The sequence below is a fragment of the Corallococcus sp. CA041A genome (assembly GCF_003612075.1).
Taxonomy (GTDB): domain Bacteria; phylum Myxococcota; class Myxococcia; order Myxococcales; family Myxococcaceae; genus Corallococcus; species Corallococcus exiguus.
Genome location: NZ_RAWF01000472.1, coordinates 1 through 3,210, shown reverse-complemented (window position 1 = coordinate 3,210; position 3,210 = coordinate 1). Strand labels below are relative to the sequence as shown.

Annotated in this window: 4 protein-coding genes; 2 read left to right on the top strand and 2 right to left on the bottom strand. The window is 69.5% G+C overall.

What is annotated here, in order from left to right; genetic code table 11:
• The first annotated feature begins 147 nt into the window (after positions 1–147).
• Positions 148–1,371 carry an MFS transporter gene (locus tag D7V77_RS41170; protein WP_120581626.1) on the top strand — a complete coding sequence of 408 codons (1,224 nt, stop codon included), beginning with the start codon at positions 148–150 and terminating at the stop codon, positions 1,369–1,371.
• On the opposite strand, the gene D7V77_RS44075 is transcribed toward D7V77_RS41170, so the two are convergent.
• Entirely contained in the window at positions 1,364–1,597 is a 234-nt protein-coding gene (locus D7V77_RS44075) for a hypothetical protein (RefSeq protein ID WP_158624590.1), read from the bottom strand. The two genes, D7V77_RS41170 and D7V77_RS44075, sit on opposite strands and share 8 nt — an antisense overlap.
• On the opposite strand from D7V77_RS44075, the gene D7V77_RS41160 reads away from it, so the two are divergent.
• Positions 1,596–2,558, top strand: a complete 963-nt coding sequence (locus tag D7V77_RS41160; protein WP_120581625.1) for a bifunctional 2-polyprenyl-6-hydroxyphenol methylase/3-demethylubiquinol 3-O-methyltransferase UbiG — start codon at positions 1,596–1,598, stop codon at positions 2,556–2,558. The two genes, D7V77_RS44075 and D7V77_RS41160, sit on opposite strands and share 2 nt — an antisense overlap.
• Here D7V77_RS41160 and D7V77_RS41155 read toward each other — a convergent pair.
• Positions 2,525–3,040: a hypothetical protein gene (locus D7V77_RS41155; protein WP_120581624.1), complete on the bottom strand. Its 516-nt coding sequence runs from the start codon at positions 3,038–3,040 to the stop codon at positions 2,525–2,527. The two genes, D7V77_RS41160 and D7V77_RS41155, sit on opposite strands and share 34 nt — an antisense overlap.
• Positions 3,041–3,210 lie beyond the last annotated feature (170 nt).

Here is a 3,210-nt window from a genome sequence, read left to right as displayed (position 1 = left end):
AACGAGCACTGGCTGCTGGAGCGCCACAACTTCCTCTCGCCGAGTCAGGCCCGGCGAGCGCTGATGCAGTCGAAGCAGGCGGCCTGATTACAACCAATCTGGTGTCTCAATAATCCGGTGCGGTACAGGGAGCGCTAGGCATGTCGCATGGAGACTTCCGCCGCCGTGCTCCCCGCCGCCGTGCCCCAGGCCGTGCCGATGGATCGCCGGCTGCTGTGGACGATGACGACGGCGACGGTGCTCGCGGTGGGCAACGTCTATTACAGCCAGCCGCTCCTGGGCGTCATCGCGCAGACCTTCGGCCTGTCCGCCTCCGCCGTGGGCTCCGTGCCGATGATGTCGCAGCTGGGCTACGTGGCCGGACTGGTGCTCCTGACGCCGCTGGGCGACGTGCTGGAGAAGCGCGGTCTGCTGGTGACGATGCTGGGGCTCGCGGCGGCGGCGCTCTTCGCGGCGGGCCTGGCTCCCACGTTCCCTCTGTTCCTGGCGGCCTGCGTGGCCATTGGGCTCACGGCGGTGCTGGTGCAGATCCTCATCCCCTTCGTCGCGGCGCTCAGCTCGCCCGAGGAGCGAGGGAGGAACCTGGGTGTGGTGCTCAGCGCCGCGCTGGTGGGCGTGCTCATCTCCCGCACGCTCAGCGGCTTCGTGGCGACGCACCTGGGCTGGCGCGGGGTGTACTTCGCGGCCGGTGCGACCATGGTGGGCCTGGCGATGACGCTGCGGCTGGGGCTGCCTCGCTACGAGTCCTCCACGCGGCTGACCTATCCGCGCCTCCTGCAATCGTTGTGGACGCTGCAGCGGGACGTGCCGGGGCTTCGGGCCATCGCGCTCACGGGCGCGCTGATGTACGCCGCGCTCTCCGCGTTCTGGGCTTCGCTGGCGTTCTTCCTGAGCAGTGACTCGTACCACCAGGGGCCGGGCACGGCGGGCATGTTCGGTCTCATCGGGACGGTGGGGGCGCTCGCCGCGAACGTCACGGGCCGGCACGCGCAGCGCATTGGCGCGCGGCGCATCGTCCGGGCGTGCATCGTCACGATGCTGGCGGCGTTCGGAGTGTTCGCCGTCTTCGGCACGCTGTGGGCAGGGCTCATCGCGGGCGTGGTGCTGCTGGACCTGGGGGCGCAGGCCGCCACGGTGTCCAACCAGACGGAGCTGTACCGCCTGCACCCCACCGCGCAGACGCGCCTCAACACGCTCTACAAGATGTTCTACTTCGTGGGCGGTGCCTGTGGTTCCGCGCTCTCCGCCATCGCGTGGGACCACGCGGGCTGGCGGGGCGTGTGCGCGGTGGGCGGTGGGTTCCTGGTCCTCGCGTTCGTGTGGGAACAGATCCAGGCGCGGCGGGCCGCGGCGTCGCCTTCCGTCATTTGACCGAAGGCAGCTTCTTCGCGAGCGCGTCGATGGCGGCGCGCACCCGCACGGGCAGGTGCGGCGACGAGGGCACCTGGAGGCACTGGCGCGCGCGGTGGACGCCACCGGGCTCAAGCCGGTCATCGACGCGTGCCATCCGCCGGAGGCCCTGCCCGCGGCCCTGGAGCGCGTTCGGGAAGATCGTGGTGGAGTCCCACTGAGCCACGCGGAGTAGGGTGCGGCGCATGTCGTCGCATCCCTCCGCCGAAAGCCCACGCCGCTTCCACGACGAGCCGTTGGTCGTCGTCTTGCGCCACCTGGAGGCGCTGTTGGCGTCCGGGCCCGTGTCCATCGACGTGCCGGATCCGGACCTGGGCCACGGGCGCTATCCCGGCGAGCGCGTGGAGGGTGGGCTCGTGCACCGGCCGCTGCGGAGCTGGTGCGACCTGGCGGAGGGGCTGTCGTGCCGCCTGCGCACGCCTCGCGGGGTGGATACGACGCACGTGCGGCTCACGTTCGAGCCACTGGGCTCGGAGGCTTCGTGGCACGCGGGAGGCGGGACACGGACGGACGCGCCACAGGAGCGCTATGGCGCCGCGTCCGACTTCGCGCGCGTGCGGAAGTTCGAGGACGCGGGCTTCCTGCTGCCCTGGCTGGAGGCAGTGGGGCGGCTGCCGCTGCCACCGGGCGCGAGGCTCCTGGACCTGGGCGTCAACCGGGGTGATGAGCTGGCCGCGTTCGAGGATGTGGAGGGCATCCGCTTCGTCGGAGTGGACCACAGTGCGAGTGCGTTGGCGGAGGCTCGCGCGGCGTTTCCGGATCCGCGCCATGCGTTCGTGCAGGCGGACCTGAACGCGTTGCCCTCGGACCTGGGCCGCTTCGACGCGGTGGTGTCGGTGGGCACGTTGCAGAGCCCGGGCGTGGATGACCGGGCGCTCTTGCGCAAGCTGGTGCAGGAGCACCTGGAGCCCAAGGCCTCGCTGGTGCTGGGCTTCCCCAACTCACGCTTCCGCGACGGAGAGGTCGTGTACGGCGCGCGCGTGCGCAACCTGCGCGAACCGGACCTGTCGCTGCTGGTGAAGGACCTGTCCTTCTACCGCCGCTATCTGCACCAGCACGGCTTCCGCACGTTCCTGGGCGGCAAGTACGACCTGCTGCTCACGGCGGTGAGAGGTCAGGCTTCCGGTTCGGGTGATGAAGACGCCTGAGGCTTCGACTCCGCCTCGGGCTGTGAGAGGTGATGGGCCGTGAGAGGGATCACCAGCAGGCTGCCCAGCCAGAAGATGAAGCCAATGGAGGGGTAGAGCAGCTCCAGGTAGCGGTCCCCGCCGCTTTCATCCGCGGGGATGGGGTTGATGTACCAGGTGAGCGACGTCAGTCCGAGGATGGACGCCGCGCCGCCGACCCAGAGCGCCTTCCGGTCCGCACCCACCAGGAGCATGACGAAGGCCACGCACAACAGGGGGTTCGCGAACCAGCCGAACTGCATCGTGAACACCCCCAGCCAACCCATGAGCAGCAGCGCGAGGCCCCACATCTGTTCCTCGTCACGCTTGTTCGCGTTGAACACGGTCATCGCGGGCGTCGCACAGGCGAGCACGAAGAGCAGGGCCGACGCGCCACAGGCGAGGAGGCGTGTCTTCTGTTGGGACTGGGCGTGGGCAGAAGGCGCTGGACGAGGAGAGGTCATCGGGGCGGATGCTACTTCATTCCCCTGGCGTTCCATGGAGGGCTCAGGGCGTGAGAAGAAATGAGCCTTCCGACTCGTCGAACCAGCCTTGCGCTATGGCGAGCAGGAGGTTGTGGGCGACGAGTGCGAGCAACCACGCGGCTTCGGCTCGCTTGCGACCTCGTACGTGA